Origin of the sequence: Streptomyces sp. NPDC053541 (genome assembly GCF_044544705.1) — a bacterium.
In the GTDB taxonomy this organism is placed as follows: domain Bacteria; phylum Actinomycetota; class Actinomycetes; order Streptomycetales; family Streptomycetaceae; genus Streptomyces.
Genome location: NZ_JBITXM010000007.1, coordinates 123,545 through 146,105, shown reverse-complemented (window position 1 = coordinate 146,105; position 22,561 = coordinate 123,545). Strand labels below are relative to the sequence as shown.

The window sequence follows — 22,561 nt, the reverse complement described above, 5'->3', positions numbered from 1 at the left end:
GGTCTGCAAAGGAGGGAACAAGGAGGGCGAAGCTCAGTGGGCGACGCGGGCGGCGCGGAGCAGGTCGATCCGCGAGCTCACTCCGTAGTGCTTGTAGAGCTTGCGCAGGTGGTAGTTGACGGTGTGCGGCGAGAGGGCGAGCCGGCTGGCGATCTGCTGGTTGGTCAGGCCCTCGGCGACCAGGGCCACCAGGGCGCGCTGCTGGCGGCTCGGTTCGCCGGGGCGGGGCGAGGGTGCCGGGGGGCTCGGCGGGGCCGGGCGGGCGGGAGCCGCCGGGCGCGGCGGGCGGCGGGTGGCGCGCAGGGCCGCGGCCTCCTGCTCCAGGGCGAGGCGTACGGGGGCGGGCACGGACTCCGCGACGAGGCGGCGCAGCAGGGCGTTGCGGAAGACGGCGCGGGTGCCGACGTCCCGGACCACGCCGGTGGCGCAGACCTCTTCGAGGGTGGGCAGCAGCGCGGAGACGGAGGTGCCCATCATCCGGGCGAGCTCCCCGTACACCACCTCGTCGCCCAGCACGGCCGCCACGCACAGGAGTTGGCGGCAGGCGGGCGAGTAGCGCTCCAGGGTGGCGCGGACCCGGGCGGAAAGCCTGGCCGGAAGGCGTGCGGTGAGCAGCTCCGCCTCGCCGCCGGACAGCTGGACGCCGCCCTCCTCGCGCAGGCCGGTGAGCAGCTCGATGAGCAGCCGGGGGTGGCCCCCGGTGTCGTCGACGAGCGGGAGGAGGGAGAGGGCGGGCGGCGCGCCGAGGAGGTCCTGGGCGAGCCGGTGGGTGTCGGCGGGGGCGAGCGGGCCGAGGAGCAGGCGCTCGGTGCGGGTGGCGGGGTCGGCGAGCAGCGGTCCGGGCGGCGGCGCGGGTTCGCCGGGCCGGTGGGCGATCAGCCAGACGCCCCGGGCGGTGCCGCCGTGACGGCCGCGGGGTGCGGGGAGGCGGGTGCGGTGCCCCGGGCGGTCGGGGCTGCCGCAGGGGTCGTCGAGGATCGTCAGATGGGGGCCCGAGGGGCGGGCGCCGGGCCGGTGGTGGCGGGCCTCGCGTCCGTGCGGGCGGCGCGCGGGCTGGTAGCCGAGCTCCCGGGCGAGCGCCGCCGCCTCGCTGAGCAGCCGGGTCTTGCCGATGCCGGGCATGCCCTCGACGGCGAGGACGACGGGGCCGCCGCGCAGGCCGTGCTCCAGCACCTCGCGGATGAGGGCGAGTTCGCGGTCCCGGCCGCGGAGCGGGAGGTCAGGGGCGAGGAGGGTGCTCATGTGGCACCGCCGTAGCGTCGGACGACCACCGTACGGAATCGTTCCGCCACGAAGGCGGCGTCGGTGTACACGGCGTTGCCGGCGGGGTTCATGCCGGTGCCGTGCAGGTCGGAGTAGACGGCGGACTGCGAGATGTACCAGTCGCCCATCAGGTTGGCCGAGAGCATCACGCCGGCCTCGGCGCAGGCGGCGGTCATCGCCTCCGTCACCTCCTCGGAGACGGAGTAGAGGCCGACGGAGAGCGCGCCGCAGGTCCGGGCGGTCTCGGCGGCGAGCGCCACGCCCGCCTCGGCACAGTCCACGGCCACGGCGAAGCAGACCGGTCCGAGCCACTCGCGCAGCAGGGTCGCGCGGTCGGCGTCCCGGCCGGCGTCGAGCTTCACCACGACCGGGGTGCGGACGTCCGCGTCCGGGTGCGCGGGGTGCCGGACCGCCCGCGAGGGCACCCCGACCGGGCCGAGCGCGCCGGACGCCGCGCGCTCCACCCGGGCGCGCACCTCGGGCCCGAGCAAGGCGCCCAGGACCGCGCAGGCCGCGGCGTCGTCGCCGAGCAGGGCGTCCAGGGCGGCGCCGAGGTCGGCGACCACCTCCTCGTACCTCTTGGGGCCCTCGTCGGTGGTGATGCCGGTGCGCGGGATCAGCAGGTTCTGCGGGCTGGTGCAGAGCTGGCCGCTGTAGAGGGAGACCGAGAAGGCCAGGTTGGCGAGCATGTCGCGGTAGTCGTCGGTGGACTCGACGAGCAGCGAGTTGACGGCGGAGACGGAGGTGAAGACCCGGGCCTGTCGGGCGTGTTCACGCAGCCAGTCGGCGAAGGCGGTGCGGCCGGAGTAGTCGACCAGGCGGACCTCGGGGGCGGTCGCGAGGCGCCGGGCGAGTCCCTCGCCGGGGTGTTCGGGGGCCAGACAGACCAGGTTGGGGTCGAAGCCGGCGGCGGCGAGCGCGGCGCGGGCCTCGCGGACGGTGAGCGCGAGCGGGAGGACGGCGGCGGGGTGGGGCTTGACCAGGACGGGGTTGCCGGTGGCGAGGGAGGCGAAGAGGCCGGGGTAGCCGTTCCAGGCGGGGAAGACGCTGTTCGCGACGACGAGGGAGATGCCGCGCGGCACGGGCGTGAACCGCTTGTGGATGTCGACCACGCGGCCCGGTCCCATGGGCTTGCGCCAGCGGGCGGTCGCGGGCAGCCGGGTCTGTTCGGCATAGGCCTGGGCCACCGCCTCCAGGCCGCGGTCCTGGGCGTGCACGGCGCCGGCGTGGAAGGCCATGACGGGGTTGTGGCCGCTGGTGTGCTCGGCGGCGGCGGCGAAGAGCGGGCTGAGGGCGTTGATCCGGTCCAGGATCTCCAGGCAGACGGCGGCCCGGACCTCGGGCCCGGCGTCGCGCCAGGCGGGCAGGGCGGCGGTCATCGCGGGCAGCAGCACCGCGGGGTCGTGGTGGGCGTAGGAGATGCCGAGGTCCCCGCCGTACGGGGAGCGCTCGCCGCCCCGGTCCGGCTCGGGTCCGACGGTGCCGTCCCGGCCGGGCTGGCCGAGGTCGAGCGGCCGGCCGAGCAGGGCGGCTAAGGAGGCCTCGCCGTCGGCGGCGCCGCCCGGTCCGTAGACCCGGGTGTCCTCGGGGTAGGGCGACCAGTGCTCTCGGGTGCGGACGGCGGTCAGGGCCCGGTCCAGGGTGGTCCGGTGCCGGGCGATCAGGCGTGCCGGGGCTGCGGCCTCGGTGGGGGTGGGGTGCTGAGCGGTGCGGGCCATGATCTTTATCCTTGTCGTACGGGGAACGCCGGTTCCACAGCAAACTCGGTCAGTGCGCCGACTTGACGTATCGTTCACGGCCGCCGGGCCGGGCGCCGTGCGCCGGCCGTGTGCCGCCGGCGCGCCGGGCGGGCGCCGGAGCCCGTGGAACGCGCGGGCGGGCGGGGGCCCTTGACGGGCCCGCCCGGCCTTCCGGAGGGGCGGGAGTGGTGTTTTCCCGGCATGTCCGGGACACGCGGTTCCGGTCATGATCGTGGCGTGATCCCGGTGGGAAGGCGCTCGGGCGGGCCCGTCGGCTGGCCTGTTTCCTACGGGCCGTTTCCGGCCCGGGTGGCGCTACCGCGTGATCGGGCTCAGGTAGCGGTCGAGTGCCGCGTCGGGCAGGGCCCGGGCGAGGACGCTCACGGTGCGGGCGTCCGCGCCGACCCGGTAGCGGGACTTCGGGCGCCGGGCGGTGAGCGCCCGGCCGACGGTGCGGGCGAAGTCCTCGGGGCGGGTGCTGCTGTCCCGGGCCTGGCGCTCGTTGGCGTGCAGGAAGCGGTGGAAGGGGATCCGGTAGAGCTCGGCGATCGGCCCCGGGACCCCGTCCATCGCGGCCCGGGCGGTCTCGCCGACCTTGTCCCAGATGGGGGTCATGATCGCCCCGGGCTGGATCACGCTCACGTCCACGCCGTGCGGGCGCAGTTCGCGGCGCAGCACGTCGGTGAGGGCCTCCTTGGCGAACTGGGCCGAGGCGTACGCCCCCAGGTAGGGGACGGCGACGCTGCCGAGGCCCGAGGTCACGTTGACCACCCGGCCGCGGGCCCGCCGCAGCTGCGGCAGGAAGGCCTGGGTGACGGCGAGCTGCCCGACCACGTTGATGTCCAGCTGGCGGCGCAGCTGGGCGGGCGGGACGCATTCGAGCGGCGCGGAGACGCAGATGCCCGCGTTGTTGACCAGGCCCCACAGGCCGTCGTCGCCGACGACCGCGGCGACCCGTTCGGCCGCCTCCGTGATGCTCTTCTCCTCGGTCACGTCGATCCGGACCGGGACGATCCGGCCGTGCGCGGCCTCCTGGGCGAGCGTCTCGCCGTCGGTCTCCTTGCGCACGCCGGCGAACACCCGGAAGCCGGCCCGCTCCAGGACGAGCGCGCAGACCCGGCCGAGCCCGGAGGAGGCGCCGGTGACGAGCACGGACCTGCCGTGCGGCGTGAGGGCGCCGAGAGTGCCTGACATGTGTTGTCCTCCTCAGTGGTCCGGCGGCGGTCAGGCCGTGGCGGAGACGCGTGGGGTACGGGGCGGGCGCGGGGTGCTCAGCGGGAAGGTGAGCGCGTCCTCCAGGGTGCGGACCAGCTTCCGGGCCGGCAGGAACCGGAAGTAGGCGTCCCGGACGGGCCGGCGCACCGGGTCCTCCGACTGCTCGAAGGTGCTGATGCCGCGGGAGGCGGCGACCATGCCCCGGGTCCGCTCGCGGCGCTCGTCCTCGTAGCGGCGCAGGGCGCGCGGCAGGTCGGTGGCGCCCTTCAGGGCCCGGCCGAGCACGACCGCGTCCTCGATGGCCATGCCGGAGCCCTGGCCGAGGCTGGTGAGCATCGGGTGGGCGGCGTCGCCGAGCAGGGTGACCGGTCCGCTCCCCCAGCGCTCCAGGAAGACCCGGTCCCGGGAGGGCACCGCGATGATGTCGGCCTCGGGGGTGACCCGGACGGCCTCCTGGACCTCGTCGGCCCAGCCGGCGTAGGTGGCGAGGATCTCCTCCTTGCCGCCACGCCAGTTCGCGGAGCGCTCGGCGGGCATGTTCTTCGTGCCCCACCAGTAGAGCCGTCCGCCACCCATGTCGACCATGCCGAAGCGCCTGCCGCTGCCCCAGTAGTGGGTGACCGAGCCGGGCGCGAACCGCGGGTGGGCGAAGGGCACCACGGCCAGCCAGCAGAGGTAGCCGCTGTCCTGCGAGTCCTCCGGGCCGACCAGCTGCCGGCGGACCGCGGAGTGGAAGCCGTCGGCGCCGATCAGCACGTCGCCGTGGACCTCGCCGCCGTCCTCGAAGCGCACCCGCACCCCGTCGCCGGGGTCCTCGCCGGTCTCGAAGCCGGTGGCGGTGGCGCCGAGCCGGAGCGGGATGCCGTCCGCCGCTTCGAGCAGGGCGGCCTGGAGGTCGGAGCGGGTGATCAGCACGCTGGGCACGCCGAGCCGCCCGATGATCTCCGGGAAGGGGAACTCCCTGATCAGCCGGCCCCGCGCGGTGCGCACGTGGTACGACTCCAGGGCGGTGCCCCGCTGCTCCAGGTCGATGCCCACCCCGAGGGAGTCCAGGGCGCCGACCGCGTTGCTCATGACCGACAGGCCCGAGCCCGCGGCCCGCAGCTCGCCGGCCCGCTCGTACACCTCGACGTCGAGGCCCGCCTCGCGCAGGGCGATGGCGGCGGTGAGGCCGCCGATGCCCGCGCCGAGGACGATCGCCTTGCGTGCCGTTGCTCCGGTGCGTGCCATGGTGCGGTCCGTCTCCTGTTCCGTGTCGTCGTGACGGTCGTCGTGGCGGTCGTCGTGGCGGTCGTCGTGGCGGTCGTCATGGCGAGGTGTCATCTCACTCGCCGATCAGCTCGACGACGGTCCTGACCATGTGGCCCACGTGCGGCTCCTCCATGATCGTGAGGTGGTCGCCGGGGACGTCGACCACGTCGAGGACGCCGCTGGTGCGCTCGCGCCAGCCGTTGGTGGGGTCCTTGTGCATGCTCTCGATCGCGGTGTGCATCGAGTTGAGGACCTCGGGCAGCGGCTCGGAGGCGTGGATGAGGACCATGTCCTGGTCCACCACCTCGGGGCGGTAGGCGAAGGCCGCCTTCCAGTTGGCCTCGTACACGTGGAACAGGCGCCGGACGACCGCTCCGGTGCTGCCGGCCGGCAGCACGCCCTCGTCGATGGCGAGCTGGGCGATGAAGTCGAACTTCTCCTCCAGCGTGCGCAGTTCCGCCGGGATCAGCTCCAGCGGGGAGTCGCCGCCGCGGCGCAGCCAGAGCAGCTCCCAGAAGAACCAGCCGAGCAGCGCCTCGTCGCCGGTGTTGAGCCGCCGCCCCGGGTTGAGCGCGGTGGTGTCGAGCAGCACCAGCCGGGCGATCTCCTCGCCCGCCGCCCGCAGTTGGCGGGCCATCTCGAAGGCGACGAAGCCGCCGAAGGACCAGCCGCCGATCACGTACGGCCCGCTGGGCTGCACCCGCCGGATCGCCTCGACGTAACCGGCGGCGATCTCCTCCACGCTGCGCAGCGCCTCGGTGCCCGGGTCGGCGCCGGCCGCCTGGAGCGCGTAGAAGGGCCGGTCGTCGGGGAGGTGCTTGGCAAAGCGCACGTAGCAGAGCACGTTGCCGCCCATGGGGTGCACGAAGAACATCGGCCGCTTGTCGCCGCCGGGCCGGATGGGCACGAGCGGGTCGAAGGCGGTCCGGGCCTCCCCGGAGCGCAGCCGGGCCGCGAGGGCGGCCGCGGTGGGCGCGGCGACGAAGTCCGAGAGCGGGATGCTGGTGCCGTACCGCTGCTCGATCTGCACCACCAGGCGCATCGCGGTGAGCGAGGTGCCGCCGAGGTCGAAGATGTTCTGGTGCGGGCCCACCGCCGGCAGCTGGAGCAGGTCGGCGAGCATCGCGGTCAGCGTCCGCTCGTAGGCGTCGAGCGGCTCGGCGGCCTCGTCCGCGGCGCCCGCCGTGAGCGGCAGCCGGCGCAGCGCGGCGTCGTCCCGCTTGCCGCTCGGGGTGAGCGGGAGCGCGTCCAGCCACTCGAAGTGCGAGGGCGTCATGTAGTCGGGCAGCACGGTGCGCAGCTGCTTGCGCAGCAGGACCAGGTCGGCGCCGTCCCGGTCGCCGGTGAGGAAGGCGGCCAGGAAGGAGTCGTTGCCCTCGCGCCGGCGGGCGACGACGGCGACCTCCCGGATGCCGGGATGGGCGGCGGCGAAGCGCCCGACGGCCAGCTCCACCTCGGCCGGCTCCACGCGGTAGCCGCGCACCTTGACCTGGGAGTCGGCCCGGCCCAGGCACACGATGTCGCCGCCGGGCAGCCGCATGCCCAGGTCGCCGCTGCGGTAGAGGCGCTCGCCGGTGACCGGGTGAGCGGTGAACCGCTCGGCGGTCAGGTCGGCCCGGCCCACGTAGCCCTCGGCGAGGCAGTCGCCCGCCAGGTACAGCTCGCCCTTGACGCCGGGCGGCACCGGGCGGCCGTCGCCGTCGAGGACGTGCACCCGGGAGCGGTGGACGGGCCGGCCGATGGGCGGCAGGGCCGGGAAGCCGGCCGGGTCGCCCTGCATGGTGTACGCGGTGATCACATGGGACTCGGTGGGCCCGTACTGGTTCTCCAGGATCACCCCCGGCAGGGCCGCGCACAGCCGCCGGATCTCGTCGGTGACGCGCAGCTGTTCGCCGGACGACAGCAGGGCCTTCAGCCCGCGCGGGGCCAGGTCGAGCGCGGCCGCGGTCTCGGCGAGCTGCTGGAGGGCGACGTACGGCAGGTAGAGGCGCTCGACGCCCTCGCGGTCGAGGAGCCGGAGCAGGGCGGGCATGTCGCGGCGCTCGTCCTCGGTGAGGAGGTGGAGGGTGCCGCCGCCGCACAGCGTCGAGAAGATCTCCTGGAAGGAGACGTCGAAGCTGAGGGGCGCGTACTGGGCGGTGGTGCCGCCCACGACCCCGCTCGGCACCGAGTTCTGCCAGGCCACCAGGTTCGCGAGCGAGCGGTGCGGCATGGCGACGCCCTTGGGGGCGCCGGTGGAGCCGGAGGTGAAGAGGATGTACGCGAGGTCGGCGGGCCCGATCCGGGGTGCGCCGGACAGGTCGGCGGGCGCACCGGCCCGGTCGGCGGGTGCGTCCGCGGGGTCCGCGAAGAGCTCCTCGGCGGGCAGCACCGGGGCGAGTTCGCCGAGCGCGCCGGCGTGTTCGGCCCCGGCGACGATCCGGAAGGGCTCGGCCTGCCGCACCATCGAGGTCAGGCGCTCGGCCGGGTAGCTCACGTCGAGCGGCACGGTGGTCGCCCCGGCCCGCATGACGCCGAGGATGACGGCGACGGTCTCGGGCGAGCGGGGCAGCGCGATGCCCACCCGGTCGCCGGTCCGGGCTCCCAGGGCCAGCAGCCGGGCGGCCACCCGGTCGGCGGCGGCGCCGAGTTCGGCGTACGTCCAGCGGCGGGCCCCCTGGACGAGGGCGACCGCGTCCGGGGCCTGCTCCGTCCGCTCGGCGACGGTGCGGGCCACGTCCCGGAAGCCGGCGTCCGCGGTGTCCGAGGTGCCGGCGGTGTCCTCCGTCCGGTACGGCTCCGGGTGCAGGAAGCCCAGGTCGGCGGGCTCGTCGGGGTGCCGGACCACCCGGTCGAGCACGGCGGTGAAGGTCTCCGCGTACAGCTCGGCCTGGGCCGGGGTGAAGGTCTGGCCGTGGAAGTCCATGCGCAGCCGCACGGTGCCCTCGACCGGGTCGGTCATGGCGTTGACGAGGAGCCGGAAGTTGGTCTCCTCCCAGGTGCGGAAGTCCCGCATGCGCACGCCGGGCAGTTCGAGCACGGCGGCGAGCTGCCGGAAGTGGATGTAGTTGAAGGCGGTCTCCAGGACGGTGCCGCCGTGGTCCTCCTGGATGGCGCTGAGGGGATAGCGCCGGTGCTCGTGGCTGCGCCGCTCCTCGGCGAAGGCCGCGCCGACCACGTCGGCCCAGTCGGTGGCGGCGGAGGTGTCGAGCCGCACGGGCATGGTGTTGAGGAAGAGGCCGGCGGTGCGGTCGGCGCCCTCGATCTCGGGGCGGCCGTGGGTGACCAGACCGGTGGTGACGTCGGCGGAGCCGGAGTACAGCCGCAGGGTGAGGCAGTGCGCCGCGAACAGCACCGACTTCAGGGGCAGTCCGCGGGCCGCGCCGAGGTGGCGGGCCCGGTCGGTGAGTTCGCGCGGCAGGTCGACGATCCGGGTGATCTGCTCGGCCTCGCGCGGGGTCTCGTGCGGCCGGAAGGCCTCCAGTTGCGGCAGCGGGGCGGCGGCGAGCGTCTCCTGCCAGAAGCGGCGGGTCTCGGCGGACTCCAGGGCCCGGCGCTCGGCGAGCACGTGGTGGGCGCCGGAGGGCAGGGCGGTGTCCGGGACGGCCGCGATGGGGTGGCCGAGGCGGTGCAGGTAGTCCTGGAGGAGTTCGCGCAGGAGGGTGGCGACGCTGCCGCCGTCCAGGATCGCGTGGTGGAAGCTGAGCACCAGCTCGACGGTGTCGTCCAGGACGTGCGCGCGGAACAGGTAGAGCGGGGCGCGCTCGAACACGTAACGGTGGAAGCGCCGTTCCTCGATGTGCGCGGCGATCTCGGCGCGGGCCTCGGTCTCGGGGCGACCGCGCAGGTCCAGGACGGCGAGGCCGCCGTCGACGGTGTGGTCCACGATCTGCAGCGGCTCGGAGAAGGAGCCGAGGTCGAAGGAGGAGCGCAGCACGGGGTGGCGGTCGACGAGCCGGTCGAAGGCGGCCCGGAAGTGCTCCTCGTCCCAGGCGAGTTCCAGGCTGTACTGGAAGACGTCGTGGTAGACGGCCGACCGCTCCTCGGCGCGGCTGTGGTAGAGCAGCCCGAGCTGGAGGCGGGTGAGCGGGTGGGCGTCGGCGCGGCCTTCGAGGCGGGCCCGGTCGACCTGGGAGACCAGGGCGAAGGGCGCGAGCTCGGCGGGCGCGGCGGCGGGGCCTCCGGTGGTGGCGCGGGCGGCCAGCCGGGCCACGGTGGGGTGGTTCATGAGGTCGGTCGGCGAGAAGCGGATGCCGGCCTTCTCGGCCTGTGCCTGGATGCGCAGCAGGGTGATGGAGTCGCCGCCGAGGGCGTAGTAGTCGTCGTGGACGCCGATCGCGCCGGGCTCGGTCTCCAGGACCTCGGACCAGATGCGCAGCAGCGTCTCCTCGGTGGCGTTCCGGGGCGGCTCGGCGGCCTCCCCGGCGTCCGGCCCGGAGCCGGTGGCGGGGGCGGGCAGGGCGCGCCGGTCGGCCTTGCCGTTGGGCGTGAGGGGGATGCGGTCGATCCGCACGAAGTGCGAGGGGATCATGAACTCGGGCAGCCGGGCGCCGAGTTCGGTGCGCAGCCGGGCCGGGTCGAGGGCCTCGTCGGTGACGACGTAGCCGACGAGCACGGTGCCGCGGGCCGCCGTGTCGCGGTCGACGACGAGGGCGTCGCGGACCCCGGGGAGCGAGGCGAGACGGTTCTGCACCTCGCCGAGCTCGACGCGGTTGCCGCGGATCTTGACCTGGCCGTCGATCCGGCCGAGGTATTCGATGCTGCCGTCGGCGAGCCGGCGGGCGAGGTCTCCGGTGCGGTAGATCCGGCGCTCCGGGGTGAAGGGCTCCTCCCCCGCGGTGTGACGGCCGGGGAAGGGGTCCTCGACGAACTTCTCGGCGGTGAGTTCGGGCCGGTCCAGGTAGCCGCGGGCCACGCCGACGCCGCCGATGCACAGCTCGCCGGGCAGGCCGGGCGGCTGGAGGCCGCCGTGCGCGTCGACCACGTAGAGCACGGTGTTGTCGATGGGCAGGCCGATGGGCACCCGGCGGACCGGCTCGTCGGCCGCCCGCGGGCAGTCGTGGTACGAGACGTCGACGGTGGCCTCGGTGGGCCCGTACAGGTTGACCAGGCGCGGGGCATCGGGGCCGGTGCCGAGGACCCGGTTGAACTGCTCGACGCGTGCCGCGGGCAGGGCCTCGCCGCTGCAGAAGACGGTGCGCAGCGAGCCGGCCCGGGCGCGGAGCTCGGGGGATATCTCCAGGAGGTCGAGGAAGGGGCCGAGCATGGAGGGCACGAAGTGCAGCACGGTCACCCGGCGGTCCTCGATGCTCGCGAGGATCTGCCGCGGGTCGCGCTGGCCGCCGACGGGCAGCAGGGCGAGGCCGGCGCCCTCGATCCCCCACCAGAACAGCTCCCAGACGGAGACGTCGAAGGAGATCGGGGTCTTCTGGAGCAGCACGTCGTCCGCGCCGATCGGGTAGGCCCGCTGCATCCAGGCCAGCCGGTTGACCACGGAGTGGTGCTCGACCATCACGCCCTTGGGGCGTCCGGTGGAGCCGGAGGTGTAGATGACGTACGCGAGGTCGTGCGGGCCGGCGTGGGCCGGGAGCGGTCCGTCGGGGCCGTCGAGGAGTTCCGCCACGGTCAGCGGCTGCTTGCCGGCCGCCGCCTCGGGCAGTTCGGTGCCGGGGTCGACGAGGACGGCGGCGGCGCGGCTGTCCTGAAGGAGCAGGGCGATCCGCTCGGCCGGGTAGCCGGGGTCGACCGGCACGTAGGCGCCGCCCGCCTTGAGCACCCCGAGCAGGGCGACGAGCAGCCGGGGCGAGCGCTCCATGAGGACGGCGACCCGGTCGCCGGTCGTGACGCCGTGCGCGCGCAGCCCGCGGGCCACCTGGTTGGAGCGGGCGTCCAGTTCGGCGAAGGTCAGGGTCTCGGTGCCGTCCGCGCCGGTGACGGCGGTGCGGTCCGGGGTGCGGGCGGCCTGCGCGGCGACGAGCGCGTGCACGGTGGTGTCGTCGGCGTACGGGACGCGGGGGCCGCGGGAGTCGTGGACCAGCCGGGCGTGATCGGCCCCGCTCAGCAGGGGCAGGGTGACGGCGGGCTGTTCGGGCCGCTCGACGCCGGCCCGCAGCAGGGTGAGCAGCTGGTCGGCGACGGCGGTGATCGGCAGGTCCTCGTCGAAGACGTCGAGCGCGTAGTCGAGGTCGACGCGCAGGTCGGCGTCGTCCTCGAAGGCGTGGATCATCACGGACAGCGCGTCCTGGGCGTGCACGGGCGCCTGGACGACGGTCTCGGCGGTGACGCCGGGCAGCTCCGCGGGGCGCGGGAAGCGCAGGTAGGAGAGGGTGACGTCGAAGAGGCGGCGGGAGCCGGGCCCGGTGGCCGGGAGTTCGCGCAGGACGTCGCCGAGGGCGAGCCGCTCGTGGCGGCGCAGGGTGTCGGTGCCGGCGCGGAAGCGGGCGGCGAGCTCGGGCAGGCCGGCCCCGGCGTCGACGGCCACGCGGACCGGGAGGCTGTTGGCGACCTGGCCGACGGTCTCCTTCTCGGGCCCGGTCGGGCGGTTGAGGAAGGGGACGCCGAGCACGGTCTCGTCGGCCTGGTGGGCCCGGGCGAGATAGGTGGCGAAGGCGGCGGCGAGGAAGGCGAAGGGCGAGCCGCCGAGGCCGCGGATCCGGCGGACCAGCGCGGCGTCCACGGTGAAGCCGTGCCGGCCGCGCAGCACGCGGCTCTCGCCGGTGGCGGCGGTACGGGTGAAGAGCGCGGGCGCGACTCCGGCGAGGGCCTCGCGGTGGTGGGCGCGGTCGGCCTCGTGGGCGGCGGAGGCGCGGTAGGCGGCCTCGGCGTCCAGCAGGGTGGTCACGGTGGAGCCGCCGGCGGGGGCCCGGCCGGCGGGCGCGGCCCCGGTGCGCCGGAGGTACTCCTCGTGGACCTGGCGCAGCACCAGCTTCAGGGACCAGGCGTCGGCGATCAGGTGGTGCACGGTGAGGAGCAGGTGGACCACGCGCTCGCTCTCGCGCAGCACTTCGGCCGTGAACAGGCGCGAACGGCGCAGCGGGAAGGGGCGGTTCAGGGAGTCCCGGCGGCGGGCGGCGCAGGCCGCCGCGGGGGCGGGCGCGTCGGAGTGGTCGGCGAACTGCACCCAGGGGGCGGCGTCCTCGTCGGCGTGCCACTGGAACGGGATTCCGGCGGTGTCGTCGAAGCGCAGCGAGAAGGCGTCGTGGGAGCGGAGCACGTGCTCCAGGGAGGCGCACAGGACGTCGGTGTCCAGCTCCCCGTCCAGCCGTTCGTGCAGGAGGACGTTGAACTGAGGGTCGGCGGCGGCAGCGGATTCGGCAGCCCAGATATCGCGCTGGTAGGCGGACAGCGGGAGCTGACGTGAAGTGAGCATCGGCCTTCCTTCGATAATTCAGGCTCAGGGAATTTTCGTTGCCCGATGCTCGTGAGCCTACGTTTCACGTGATCCGCTCCACCACTACTCGATCGAGTAGTCGCCGACCACTCGATCAAGTAGTGGTCGGTCGCGTTGGCGCGAAGTCGACGGAGAATTCAGGGAAAGGGAACGGTGATTCGCTAGCATCGCCCGCATGACCTCTTCACCTCCTTCCGTGTTATCCCGCTCGGTGTGGGGCAGCGGCCCCGCGCTCCTGCTCGCGCACGGTGCCGGCAGTGACGTGCAGGACAGCTTCGGCCCCGTGATCGCCTCTCTCGCCGAATCCAGGACCGTCATAGGACCGGATTATCCGGGCTCCGGTTCCACCCCTCTCACGGATCGTCCCTTGAATCTGGACAACCTGGCCGACGAAATCGTGGAAAGCGCCGTTCAATCCGGCGCCGAGTCCTTCGCCATTTCCGGTTTCTCGATGGGCACGACGGTGGCGGTACGGGCCGCGGTCCGCCATCCGGAACGGGTGCGGGCCCTCGTGCTTTCCGCGGGCTTCGCCTTCCCCAATCCCCGGATGCGGCTCGCTGTCGACACCTGGCGGGCGCTCGGCCGGCGCGATCCGGCGGGGCGGGAACTGGCCGCCTATCTGTCGTTGATGGTCGGCGGGCCGGACTGGCTCGACGAGCGCTCCGGGGCCGAGATCGAGGAGCAGCTCGGTCTGTTCGCGGCGGGCCTGCCGGCCGGCACGGACGCCCAGCTGGCGCTGTTCGAGCAGATCGACGTGCGGCCCGATCTGGCCCGGGTGCGGGTGCCGGTCCTGGTCGTCTCGCCCTCCCGCGATCTCCTCATCACACCTCTTCACTCCCGTGAACTCGCGAACGGCATTCCGGGGGCGGAGCTGGCGGTCCTGGACTGCGGGCACGCCATCGCCGCCGAGCGGCCGGCCGAGTGGGCGGAGCTGATCCGGAGCTTCCTCGACCGCGTCGGCGCCTGATCCGCCGGCCGGTGCCGGCGGGGGCGTCGGCGGGGCCTCGGCCGGGTGGCGGCGCTCCGGGGACGGGGGTGTACCCCGGAGCGCCGCCGGTTCGTGGGGCCGGCCGGGCGGGGTCCGCCCCTGGCCGGCCGCCGCTCAGAGCCGCCCGGCGGCCGGGGCCTTGCCGAGTGCCGTCACCAGCAAGGCCCCGACGGCCAGGGCGGCGCCCAGGTACATGACCGCCTCGATGCCGGCGCCGTCCGCGGCGAGCCCGCCGACGAAGGCGCCCAGCGCGATCGAGCCGTTGAACACGCCGACGAACAGCGCGGACGCGGACTCGCGCGCCTCGGGCGCCGCCGCGAGCAGCCAGGTCTGGGTGGCCACCGAGACCCCGCCGTACGAGACGCCCCAGACCGCGAGCAGCACCGTGGCGGTCACGACCGAGCCGCCGATCAGCGGCATCAGGCAGACCGTCGCCGCGAGCACCAGGCTGATCGCCAGGAGCGCGCCGCGCGGGGTGCGGGAGGCGACCGCGCCCGAGGCGAAGTTGCCGAGCACGCCGGCCACGCCGTACACCAGCAGCAGGGTGCCGATCACGGAGGCGCTCGCGCCGGAGATCTCCTCCAGGGCGGGCCGCACATAGGTGTAGGCCGCGAAGTGGCCGGTGACCAGGAGCAGCACCACGCCGAGCCCGGTCGCCACCCGCGGGTTGCCGACGAGCCGCAGCACGCCGCCGAGCCGGATCTCCTGCTCGGCGGGCAGCTTCGGCAGCAGCACCGCCAGGGCCAGGAGCACGACGAGGGCGAGCCCGGCGATGGTGACGAACGCGGTGCGCCAGTCGGCGAGTTCGCCGATGTAGGTGCCGGCCGGGACGCCGAGCACCGAGGCGACCGCGATCCCGCTGAAGACCAGTGAGGTGGCCGGGGCCACGGATTTCGCCGGGACGAGCCGGACGGCGAGGCCGGCGGCGATCGCCCACACCCCGCCCATGCCGATGCCGACCAGGACGCGGGCCGCCACCATGACGGCGAAGTGCGGGGACCAGGCGGCCAGCAGATTGCCGACGATCAGCACCGCCATCAGTCCGCACAGCACCGGGCGCCGGTCGAAGCGGCCGAGCGCCGGGGTGAGCAGCGGCGCGGACACCGCGCCCACCAGACCCGTGATGGTCAGGGTCAGTCCGGCCGTGCCCTCCGTCACCTTCAGCGCGTCGCCGATGGGCGTGAGCAGCCCGACCGGCAGCATCTCGGACGTGACCACGGTGAACGTCGCTCCGGCGACGGCGACCACGGCGGGCCAGCCGCCGCTCCGGGGTTCCGGAGCCTCCGGTGTCACCCCTGCGATTTCCTCTGTCTGTGCCATGACTTCAGCCAACCCGCCGCGACCTGCGGGAACAACGCCCAATCCCTCATGCTTCGATGAGCCGGGCTACTTGATCGATTCCCCCGGCCCGCCTGGCGGACCGCCCGCCCGCCCGGGTAGACAACCCTGGGAGCGCCGCGCAGAAGGGGAGACGATGAGCAGTCTGGACATCCGCGAGCTGGAGGCCTTCCTCGTGCTCGCCGAGGAGCTGCACTTCGGCCGGGCGGGCGAGCGCCTGTACGTGTCGCAGAGCCGGGTCAGCCAGCTGCTGCGGTCCCTGGAGGGCCGGATCGGCGCCCCGCTGGTCGAGCGGACCAGCCGCCGGGTGGGCCTGACCCCGCTGGGCGAGTCCTTCCTGGCCTCGCTGCGTCCGGCGTACGACGCGCTGCGGGGCGCGGTGGACGAGGCCCGGGCGGCGGCACGGAGCCTGGACGGGGTGCTGCGGATCGGCTTCCAGGGCACGGTGGACGACTATCTGGCCCGGGCCATCACGGGTTTCGAGGAGCGCTTCCCGAAGTGCGCGATCGAGGTGGCGGAGATAGCGCTGTCCGACCCCTTCGGGCCGGTGCGGCGCAAGGAGGTGGACTGCGCGGTGGTCCTGCTGCCGGTGGCGGAGGACGACCTGCGGCTCGGGCCGGTGTTCTCCCGGCAGCCGCAGACCCTGGCGGTGTCCGCCCGGCATCCGCTGGCGCGGCGGGCCTCGGTCTCGGCGGAGGAGCTGGCCGGCTGCCGGCTGATCGGCATCCAGGACTCGGCGCCGGAGTACTGGCGGCTCGCCCAGGCCCCGCGCGAGACGCCGGGCGGGCTGCCGATCCCGGCCGGTCCACTGGTCAACACCCTCCAGGAGGGCCTCTCGCTGACGGCGGCGGACCGGGGCGCGATGCTGCTCTGCCGCTCGACGGCGGAGTACCACGGGCACCGGGGCTCGATCGCGTTCGTACCGGTCGAGGGCCTGCCGGACTCGCTGCTCGGCGTGGTGCTCCGGCGCGGGAACGGTACGCCGCAGGCCGAGGCCTTCGCACAGGTGGTGGCGGAGACCCTGGCCGAGGGGACGGCCTGAGCCGGGCCCGTACGGCCCGGGGCGGGGCGCAGCGGCAGGGACCGGGGCGGCGTCAGTTCATGGAGACCGGCAGGACGTCCGGCGAGAGCGCCGCCGCGCGCGCCGTCGCGCTGGTCATCCGCTTGCGGTGGTGGCGCCGGCACAGCACCTCGTAGCCGACCTCGTCCCCCGCGTTGACGTCGCCGACCACGACCTGCGCGCCCTCGACGACCATCTCGCCGCCCACGGTGCGCGCGTTGTGCGTGGCCCGGGCGCCGCACCAGCACAGCGCCTCGACCTGGAGCACCTCCACCCGGTCGGCCAGCTCCACCAGGCGCTGCGAGCCGGGGAAGAGCTTGGAGCGGAAGTCGGTGGTGATGCCGAAGGCGAAGACGTCGAGCTCCAGGTCGTCGACCACCCGGGCGAGCTGGTCGATCTGCTCCGGGGCGAGGAACTGCGCCTCGTCGGCGATCACGTAGTCGCAGCGCCCGCCCTGGGAGAGGTGGGCGACCAGGTACGCGTAGAAGTCGAAGCCCTCGGCGGCCTCGACGGCGTCGGTGACCAGTCCGAGGCGCGAGGAGAGCTTGCCCTGCCCGGCCCGGTCGTCCCGGGTGAAGATCATGCCCTGCAGGCCCCGGGCGGAGCGGTTGTGTTCGATCTGAAGAGCGAGGGTGCTCTTTCCGCAGTCCATCGTTCCGGAGAAGAACACCAGCTCGGGCATGGGAGGTCGGAGACCTTTCGGGATCGGGGAGGGACGGGGGGGCGGGGCCGGCGGCCCGGGGGCCGGGGCGGGACCGGAGGCTCAGGTGCGCACTTCGAGCAGCGGCACCAGCTGCTCCGCCGGGGTCATGGAGCCGTGCATGCCGGTCATCGCGGACTCGTTGGGCTCGTTCACGGAGGCCGTGATGGCGAGGTCGCCCCGCGCCGCCGCGACCACGTCGCCGATCCGCCCGTGCACCCGCTCGTCGACCGCGTCGCCGAACCAGCCGAGCGCGACGGCCTCCTCGCGGCTCGCCACCCAGAACCGGTCGCCGATGACCTCCTGCCAGCAGGTCAGGACGTCGGACGCGGCGCCGGGGACGGCGTAGACGTGCCGGGCGCGGCCCTCGCCACCGAGCAGGGCGACGCCGGCGCGCAGCTCCCAGTCTTCGTCGAAGTCGATCCGGTGGTCTTCGTCGAAGGGGATGTCGACCATGCCGTGGTCGGCGGTGACGTAGAGCGCGGAGCGCGGCGGGAGCTGCTCGGCGAGCCGCTGGGCCAGCCGGTCGACGAACATCAGCTGGCCGCGCCAGGCGTCGGAGTCGATGCCGAAGCGGTGCCCGGCGCCGTCCAGCTCGCTGTAGTACGTGTAGACCAGCGAGCGGTCGCCGGCGGCCAGCTGCTCGGCGGCCAGGTCCATGCGCTCCTCGCCGGAGAGGCGCCCGTGGAAGGTGCCGCCGCTCAGCGCGATCTTGGTGAGCGGGGTGTCCTGGAAGGCGGGCGAGGAGACCTGGGCGGTGTGGATCCCGGCCTCGTCGGCGAGCCGGAAGATCGTCGGGTAGGGCTGCCAGACCTGCGGCGACGTCCAGGGCCGCCAGCGCAGCTGGTTCATCAGCTCGCCGGTGTCGGGGTCGCGCACGGTGTAGCCGGGCAGTCCGTGGGTCCCGGGGAAGCGTCCGGTGCCGACCGAGGCGAGCGAGGTCGCGGTGGTGGCGGGGAAGCCGGCGGTGATCGGGCGGCCGGTGCCGCCGCGCGAGGAGCCGAGCAGCGAGGTCAGGTAGGGCGCCTCGTCGGGGTGGGCGAGGATCTGCTCCCAGCCGAGCCCGTCGATGAGGAAGACGCAGTTGCGGTCGGCGGGCTCCAGCTCCGCGATCCGCGGCGCGCAGCCGGGCACGCCCTGGCCGGCGACCAGGGTCGGCAGCAGGTCGCCGAGCGAACCGGTGCCGTACTGGGGGACCGGCGCGGTGGCGGGGTCGAGCGGCTCCGGCTCGTCCGGCCAGCCCTGGGCGACGGCGGCGGGCTGGACCATCAGCGGGCGGACGGGGTCGTCGCGGTGGCCTCGGAGAGCGCCTGGGCGAAGGCGAGGGTCTGGCGGACGGTGTCCGGGCCGTCGCCGGCGTCGCTGACCCGGAGGCTGAGGTCGTCGGCGGTGGAGCTGCCGGTGTAGCCGTGGTCGGCGTCGCAGTTCGGGTCGCCGCAGGCGGCCGGCTCCAGGTCGAGCCGGGAGACGGCGCCCCAGCCGATGGTGAGGACGACCTCGCGGGGCAGGGTGCCCGGGGTGTACGACTCGGGGTTGGCGACCACGCGGCTGACGACGATCGAGGAGATCCGGTCGAGCTTCACGGACTCGGTGGACGTCGTGGCGTACGGCGTCGGGGAGCTGTTGTCGGCGGACTGCTCGTCGGTGTGGCTGACGATGAAACGGTTGCCCGTGAGGACCAGGACGGTGACGTGCCGCCGGACCTCGTTGGCGTCGAAGGTGGTCTCCTGGTGGACCACGTACGACGTGACGGCCTCGCCGCCGACGGCGGCCTCCACCGCCTCGGCCACGAGGGCCGGGTAGTAGCCGCTGCGCTCGATCGCCGCGCGCAGCCCCTGGGTCGTCGTACCGGTCTTCGCCATGGGCTCCATCCTACGGGGCCGCGGGCCCCCCTCCGGCCGCTGCGGGCCGCGGGGCGCCCTCAGTAGACGGGGAGGCTGCGCGGGCCGAGGTCGGTGCGGGGCGGGGGCGGGGCGAGGCGGAGGGTGGCGCCGAGGACGGACAGGCCGCGCGGGGCGACCACGACCGGTTCGAGGGAGACGGCGACGACCTCGGGGTGGTCGTCGACGAGCCGGGAGACGCGCAGCAGCAGCTCCTCCAGGGCGGGGGTGTCGACCGGGGCGGAGCCGCGCCAGCCGAAGAGGAGGGGGGCGGTGCGGATGGAACGGACGAGTTCGGCGGCGTCGCGGTCGGTGGCGGGGACCAGCCGGTGGGCGGTGTCGCCGAGGAGTTCGGAGGCGGCACCGGCCAGGCCGAAGGAGAGGACGGCGCCGACGGCGGGGTCGATGGCGGCCCGGACGACGGTGTCGACCCCGCGGGGCACCATGGCCTGGACGACCGGCTGGAGCTCCTCGGGCTTGCCGAGGGTCTCGGTGAGCTCGGCGTAGGCGGTGCGCAGCTGTTCCTCGGTGGCCAGGTCGAGGCGGACCCCGCCCAGGTCGGGGCGGTGGCGCAGGTGCGGGGCGGTGGTCTTGAGCGCGACCGGGTAGCCGAGCCTGGCGGCGGCCCGGACGGCCTCGTCGGGGCCGGGCGCGGGCAGCGTGGGCAGCAGCTCGATGCCGTAGTGGCCGAGCAGCGCGCGGGTGGTGTCGGCGTCCAGGGTGACCCCGCGGGGGTCGGCGTCCGCCGCGCCGAGGGCCCGCTCGACGAGGGCGGCGGCCGCGGCCTCGTCGATCCGGTCGAACTCGGGCACCCGGCCCGGGTCGGCGGCCTGCCGGCGCCACTGGGCGTAGCGCACGGCCTCGGCGAGCGCCCGGACGGCGCGCTCTGCGGCGGGGTACGCGGGGATGACACCGGGCTCGGGGGCGCGGGGCGGTGCGGGGGGCGGAGCCGTGGCGTCCGCGGACGGGGGTACGGGTACGGGCGGGGCGGGTGCGGCGGGCGCAGGGGCGGGCGGGGCCGGTGCGGCGGGCGCGGCGGGGGCGGTGGCCGGGTCGGGCGCGGGGGCCGGGTCGGGCGCGGGGGCCGGCGGGACGGTGGCCGGGGCGGGTGCGAGGCCCGAAGCGGGGGCCGGCGGGGCGGGGGCCGGGCCGGGCGCGGGGCCCGAAGCGGGGGCCGCCGGGGCGGTGGCCGGGTCGGGCGCGGGGCCCGAAGCGGGGGCCGGGGCGGGGGCCGGGGTCGTGCGGGCGGCCGGGCCGGTGCGGGCGGCCTCGGACAGGGCCTCGGCGAGGGCGCCCATCTCGACGTGCACGACGACCACCGGCTTGGCCGGTCCGGGCGCGGCGGCGACGGCGGCGCGCAGGGCCTCTGCCAGGACCTCGCCACCGCCGGACTCGGTGGCTCCGTTCTCCCCCACCCACGGGATGGCGGTGACGACGACCGCGTCGCAGGCCTCGGAGCCGAGCGCCTCGGTGAGCGCGGCCCGGAAGTCGGCCGGGGTGGCGCCGGTGGTGAGGTCCCGGGGCCTCAGCGGTCGCAGGCCCTCGGTGAGGCAGGCGTCGTAGGCGAGCAGGCCGAGGGACTCGGAGTTGCCGAGGATGGCGACCCGGGGCCCGGCGGGCAGCGGCTGCTCGGCGAGGAGCAGCCCGGCGTCGACGAGTTCGGTGACGGTGTCGACCCGGATGACGCCGGCCTGCCGCAGCAGCGCGGAGACGGTGGCGTGCGGGATGCGGGTGACGGGGACCCGGTGGCCGGGCGGGGCGCTGCCGCTGTGCCGGGCGCCCTTGACCACCACGACCGGCTTGACGGCGGCGGTGCGGCGGGCGAGCCGGGTGAACTTCCGGGGGTTGCCGATGGACTCCAGGTAGAGGAGGACGACGTCGGTGGCCGGGTCGTCGTACCAGTGCTGGAGGAGGTCGTTGCCGGAGAGGTCCGCGCGGTTGCCGGCGGAGAGGAAGGAGGACAGGCCCGCGCCGCGCCGGTGCAGTCCGGCGAGCAGGGCGATGCCGATGGCGCCGGACTGGGTGAAGAGCCCGATCCGGCCGGCGGCCGGCATCTGGGGGGCGAGGGAGGCGTTCAGCCGGACGGATTCGGCCGTATTGATGATTCCGAAGGCGTTGGGCCCGATGACCCGCATGCCGTACGAGCGGGCCTGGCGGACCAGGGCCCGCTGGCGCTCCCGGCCCTCGGGGCCGCTCTCGGCGTAGCCGGCGGAGAGCACCACGAGTCCGCGCACCCCGTGCTCGCCGCAGTCGGCGACGGCCTCGGGGACGCGTTCGGCGGGGACGGCGATCACGGCGAGGTCGACGGGGGCGCCGATGGCGGCGACGGAGCGGACCGCGGGGACGCCCTCCAGCCGGTGCGGTCCCTCGTCGAGGGCGGCGTTGACCGCGTGGACGCGCCCGGTGTAGCCGGCGTCCAGGAGGTTGCGCAGCACGGTGCGGCCGACGCCGCCGGGGGCGCGGCCGACGCCGATGACGGCGACCGAGCCGGGGGCGAGGAGCCGCTGGACGGAGCGTGCCTCGGCGCGCTGCTCGCGGGCGCGCTGGACGGCGAGGGAGCGGTCGGTGGGCTCCAGGTCGAGGTGGAGGCGGACGGCGCCGTCCTCGAAGCTGCGCTTCTGGGTGTAGCCGGCGTCCGTGAAGACCTTGATCATCTTGCTGTTGGCGGGCAGCACCTCGGCGGCGAAGCGCCGGATGCCGCGCTCGCGGGCGACGGCCGCGATGTGTTCGAGCAGCGCGGAGGCGACGCCCCGGCCCTGGTGGGCGTCCTGGACGAGGAAGGCGACCTCGGCCTCGTCGGCCGGGGCGGAGGCGGGGCGTCCGTGCTCGTTGATGCGGTCGTAGCGCACGGTGGCGATGAACTCGCCGCCGACGGTCGCGGCGAGGCCGACCCGGTCGACGAAGTCGTGGTGGGTGAAGCGGTGCACGTCCTTGGCGGACAGGCGGGGGTAGGGCGCGAAGAAGCGGTAGTACTTCGACTCGTCGGAGACCTGCTCGTAGAAGCTGACCAGCCGGTCGGCGTCGTCGGTGGTGATGGGCCTGATCCGCGCGGTGCCGCCGTCCCGGAGGACCACGTCCGCTTCCCAGTGGTCCGGATACGCGTGCTCCGGCTGCCCCGACTGCTCCGACCCGCTCTGCATGGGGTCAGCCTAAGACCGGAACCGGGCGGTGGCACGGGTCGCGCGGGCCTGGTGCGCCGGGCAAGGTAGGGAACGCCGAACGGCCGTCCGGCCGGGGCCGAAGGTCGGTACGGGAGCACGCCGCCACCCGTGAGAGACTGGTCTAGACAACCCGCTGAAAGTTGAAGGGCTACCACCATGGCTGAGCGCCGCGTCAACGTCGGGTGGGCCGAGGGCCTGCACGCCCGCCCCGCCTCCATCTTCGTCCGTGCCGCCACGGCCTCCGGCGTCCCCGTGACGATCGCCAAGGCCGACGGCAACCCGGTCAACGCCGCCTCCATGCTCGCGGTGCTCGGCCTGGGCGCCCAGGGCGGCGAGGAGATCGTGCTCGCCTCGGACGCCGACGGCGCCGAGGCCGCGCTCGACCGTCTCGCCCGGCTGGTGGCCGAGGGCCTGGACGAGCTCCCCGAGACGGTCTGACCCGCGCGTCTCCCGTCCTCCTCCGTCCGTTCCCTCCCCGACGACGGACCGCGCGCACGGCCGTGTCCCCGGCTTCCCCGGCGGACGCGGCCGTCGCCTTTCCGGGACGAGGGGCCGCGCGAAATGCGGTGGGGAAATTTCGGCGCACTCGCCGGAATG

The 22,561-nt window shown here is 75.0% G+C and carries 13 protein-coding genes; 3 read left to right on the top strand and 10 right to left on the bottom strand.

Annotated features, from left to right (window positions below; translation table 11 throughout):
* Positions 1-33: 33 nt before the first annotated feature.
* The 5 genes from ACIGW2_RS19315 to ACIGW2_RS19295 form a co-directional block, all read right to left on the bottom strand.
* The gene (locus ACIGW2_RS19315; RefSeq protein ID WP_399844612.1) at positions 34-1,242 is read right to left on the bottom strand and encodes a LuxR C-terminal-related transcriptional regulator; all 1,209 of its coding nucleotides are present in this window, start codon (positions 1,240-1,242) and stop codon (positions 34-36) included.
* Positions 1,239-2,981: a phenylacetic acid degradation protein PaaN gene (gene paaN / locus ACIGW2_RS19310; RefSeq protein ID WP_399844610.1), complete on the bottom strand. Its 1,743-nt coding sequence runs from the start codon at positions 2,979-2,981 to the stop codon at positions 1,239-1,241. Before paaN ends, ACIGW2_RS19315 begins: the two co-directional genes overlap by 4 nt.
* 336 nt (positions 2,982-3,317) lie before the next feature.
* On the bottom strand, positions 3,318-4,196 hold the full coding sequence (locus ACIGW2_RS19305; RefSeq protein ID WP_391653594.1) for an SDR family oxidoreductase: 879 nt from the start codon (positions 4,194-4,196) through the stop codon (positions 3,318-3,320).
* A 30-nt stretch (positions 4,197-4,226) separates the two neighbouring features.
* On the bottom strand, positions 4,227-5,447 hold the full coding sequence (locus ACIGW2_RS19300) for an FAD-dependent monooxygenase (protein ID WP_399844909.1): 1,221 nt from the start codon (positions 5,445-5,447) through the stop codon (positions 4,227-4,229).
* Positions 5,448-5,541: 94 nt separating this feature from the next.
* Entirely contained in the window at positions 5,542-12,816 is a 7,275-nt protein-coding gene (locus ACIGW2_RS19295; RefSeq protein WP_399844608.1) for an amino acid adenylation domain-containing protein, read from the bottom strand.
* A gap of 196 nt (positions 12,817-13,012) precedes the next feature.
* Here ACIGW2_RS19295 and ACIGW2_RS19290 point away from each other — a divergent pair, with 196 nt between their 5' ends.
* The gene (locus ACIGW2_RS19290; protein WP_399844606.1) at positions 13,013-13,804 is read left to right on the top strand and encodes an alpha/beta fold hydrolase; all 792 of its coding nucleotides are present in this window, start codon (positions 13,013-13,015) and stop codon (positions 13,802-13,804) included.
* A 135-nt stretch (positions 13,805-13,939) separates the two neighbouring features.
* Here the strand turns inward: ACIGW2_RS19290 and ACIGW2_RS19285 are convergent, their stop codons facing one another.
* Positions 13,940-15,145, bottom strand: coding sequence for an MFS transporter (locus ACIGW2_RS19285; RefSeq protein ID WP_361580530.1), 1,206 nt, complete (start codon positions 15,143-15,145; stop codon positions 13,940-13,942).
* Positions 15,146-15,299: 154 nt separating this feature from the next.
* Between ACIGW2_RS19285 and ACIGW2_RS19280 the strand changes: the two genes are divergently transcribed.
* Entirely contained in the window at positions 15,300-16,205 is a 906-nt protein-coding gene (locus ACIGW2_RS19280) for a LysR family transcriptional regulator (RefSeq protein ID WP_391653599.1), read from the top strand.
* Positions 16,206-16,257: 52 nt separating this feature from the next.
* On the opposite strand, the gene ACIGW2_RS19275 is transcribed toward ACIGW2_RS19280, so the two are convergent.
* From ACIGW2_RS19275 to ACIGW2_RS19260, 4 genes are all read right to left on the bottom strand, one after another.
* A complete protein-coding gene (locus ACIGW2_RS19275; RefSeq protein WP_356066303.1) occupies positions 16,258-16,905 on the bottom strand; it encodes a thymidine kinase in 648 nt (215 codons plus the stop codon).
* Positions 16,906-16,986: 81 nt separating this feature from the next.
* A complete protein-coding gene (locus tag ACIGW2_RS19270) occupies positions 16,987-18,192 on the bottom strand; it encodes an alkaline phosphatase family protein (protein ID WP_391653600.1) in 1,206 nt (401 codons plus the stop codon).
* On the bottom strand, positions 18,192-18,785 hold the full coding sequence (locus ACIGW2_RS19265) for a DUF5998 family protein (RefSeq protein ID WP_356066308.1): 594 nt from the start codon (positions 18,783-18,785) through the stop codon (positions 18,192-18,194). Before ACIGW2_RS19265 ends, ACIGW2_RS19270 begins: the two co-directional genes overlap by 1 nt.
* Before the next feature lie 59 nt (positions 18,786-18,844).
* Complete coding sequence (locus ACIGW2_RS19260; protein WP_399844603.1) at positions 18,845-21,943, bottom strand: GNAT family N-acetyltransferase; 3,099 nt, start codon at positions 21,941-21,943, stop codon at positions 18,845-18,847.
* 177 nt (positions 21,944-22,120) lie between these two features.
* Between ACIGW2_RS19260 and ACIGW2_RS19255 the strand changes: the two genes are divergently transcribed.
* Complete coding sequence (locus ACIGW2_RS19255; RefSeq protein ID WP_356073485.1) at positions 22,121-22,402, top strand: HPr family phosphocarrier protein; 282 nt, start codon at positions 22,121-22,123, stop codon at positions 22,400-22,402.
* Positions 22,403-22,561 lie beyond the last annotated feature (159 nt).

Coding starts and splice junctions, on each gene's coding strand:
- ACIGW2_RS19255 (WP_356073485.1), top strand. CDS start 22,121: ATGGCTGAGCGCCGCGTCAACGTCGGGTGGGCCGAGGGCCTGCACGCC.
- paaN (WP_399844610.1), bottom strand. CDS start 2,981: ATGGCCCGCACCGCTCAGCACCCCACCCCCACCGAGGCCGCAGCCCCG.
- ACIGW2_RS19305 (WP_391653594.1), bottom strand. CDS start 4,196: ATGTCAGGCACTCTCGGCGCCCTCACGCCGCACGGCAGGTCCGTGCTC.
- ACIGW2_RS19270 (WP_391653600.1), bottom strand. CDS start 18,192: ATGGTCCAGCCCGCCGCCGTCGCCCAGGGCTGGCCGGACGAGCCGGAG.
- ACIGW2_RS19260 (WP_399844603.1), bottom strand. CDS start 21,943: ATGCAGAGCGGGTCGGAGCAGTCGGGGCAGCCGGAGCACGCGTATCCG.
- ACIGW2_RS19285 (WP_361580530.1), bottom strand. CDS start 15,145: ATGGCACAGACAGAGGAAATCGCAGGGGTGACACCGGAGGCTCCGGAA.
- ACIGW2_RS19300 (WP_399844909.1), bottom strand. CDS start 5,447: ATGGCACGCACCGGAGCAACGGCACGCAAGGCGATCGTCCTCGGCGCG.
- ACIGW2_RS19275 (WP_356066303.1), bottom strand. CDS start 16,905: ATGCCCGAGCTGGTGTTCTTCTCCGGAACGATGGACTGCGGAAAGAGC.
- ACIGW2_RS19265 (WP_356066308.1), bottom strand. CDS start 18,785: ATGGCGAAGACCGGTACGACGACCCAGGGGCTGCGCGCGGCGATCGAG.
- ACIGW2_RS19315 (WP_399844612.1), bottom strand. CDS start 1,242: ATGAGCACCCTCCTCGCCCCTGACCTCCCGCTCCGCGGCCGGGACCGC.
- ACIGW2_RS19295 (WP_399844608.1), bottom strand. CDS start 12,816: ATGCTCACTTCACGTCAGCTCCCGCTGTCCGCCTACCAGCGCGATATC.
- ACIGW2_RS19290 (WP_399844606.1), top strand. CDS start 13,013: ATGACCTCTTCACCTCCTTCCGTGTTATCCCGCTCGGTGTGGGGCAGC.
- ACIGW2_RS19280 (WP_391653599.1), top strand. CDS start 15,300: ATGAGCAGTCTGGACATCCGCGAGCTGGAGGCCTTCCTCGTGCTCGCC.